The sequence below is a fragment of the Clostridium sp. genome (assembly GCF_018372875.1).
Taxonomy (GTDB): domain Bacteria; phylum Bacillota; class Clostridia; order Clostridiales; family Clostridiaceae; genus Clostridium.
The window spans coordinates 1-1,120 of the sequence record NZ_JAHAIF010000111.1 but is presented as its reverse complement, the minus strand read 5'-3'; the positions used below and the strand labels follow the sequence as shown (position 1 = coordinate 1,120).

Sequence of the window (1,120 nt, the reverse complement as noted above, 5' to 3'; positions counted from 1 at the left end):
CCAAAAATGCAGATGTGGCGGAATTGGCAGACGCACTAGACTTAGGATCTAGCGCCTTTGGCGTGGGGGTTCGACTCCCTTCATCTGCACCATGTGCGGGTATCGTATATCGGTAATACTCCAGCCTTCCAAGCTGGAAAGGTGGGTTCGATTCCCACTACCCGCTCCAAAGAAAAGCAACTTAGATAAGTTGCTTTTTTTGTTTTGTTCTAAAATATAGTTCTTTACTATTGTTAAATTCTATTGGTAATATATAATTATAAGGTAAATAATATAATAAAGATAAAATATGCTCCTATAACTCAGGTGGATAGAGTGCAGGACTTCGAATCCTGATGCCCCCCGTTCAAATCGGGGTAGGAGTACCAAAGGGCTATTGCACTAAATAATTAGTGGGTAGCTCTTTTTTTATTCTTTAGGAAATTATATCTATTATTAAATTGTTTAGTTCATTTCTTCCTAAAGAATAAAAAATAAAATATATGCCCCTGCAAGATTTTCCTCAGGCAAGCTTCGGAAGCTCTAATGAGTAAGTTCTATTTAGCAAATTTAAATTTGGAATATCACTTATGCAGATGGCGAAAAATCCTAAGAGAATATAAAGAGAAACTTTTGTGTGAGTTTTTGCTAGAAGATGCAATTGTACCTTTTTATAGTATATAAGAAATTAATATTGTTATATATGTGTAAGCAATATTGTAGATAATAAGTTTATAATAACCCAAGATAAAAATGTAAATATATGATGTTGTAAAATTTAAATACTATTTGGTGTATTACAAAGAAATTAAATATAAACTATACCAAGTGTATCATTAATAGAAAATAAATATAAAAAAGAGAATTCTAAAGAAAATAATAAATAATTAAATATAATTAGATTTAATACTTATGTAAAGAGAAAAAGCTGTGATAGAATAGTCCTTGTCCTTCGGGAAAGCAGTCAAAAAAACTTGAAAAAAGTTGTTGACAGCGAAAACGAAGAGTGATAAGATAAAAAAGTCGCTGAATGGCGAAGAGATCTTTGAAAATTGAACAGAATATAAAGTTAAAAACCAGCAATTCTTTTTACGAGTAAACTTGAGAAATCAAGTATCAAGATTAAACTTTTTATTGAGAG

General features: G+C 31.0%; 3 tRNA genes. All 3 read left to right on the top strand.

Annotated elements, in window-relative coordinates:
- Positions 1-8: 8 nt before the first annotated feature.
- The 3 genes from KIB46_RS16335 to KIB46_RS16325 all read left to right on the top strand — a co-directional run bounded on the left by KIB46_RS16335 (position 9) and on the right by KIB46_RS16325 (position 368).
- Positions 9-92 (top strand) — tRNA-Leu (locus KIB46_RS16335).
- A 3-nt stretch (positions 93-95) separates the two neighbouring features.
- A tRNA-Gly gene (locus tag KIB46_RS16330) sits at positions 96-169 on the top strand.
- A 122-nt stretch (positions 170-291) separates the two neighbouring features.
- Positions 292-368 (top strand) — tRNA-Arg (locus KIB46_RS16325).
- Positions 369-1,120: the final 752 nt, after the last annotated feature.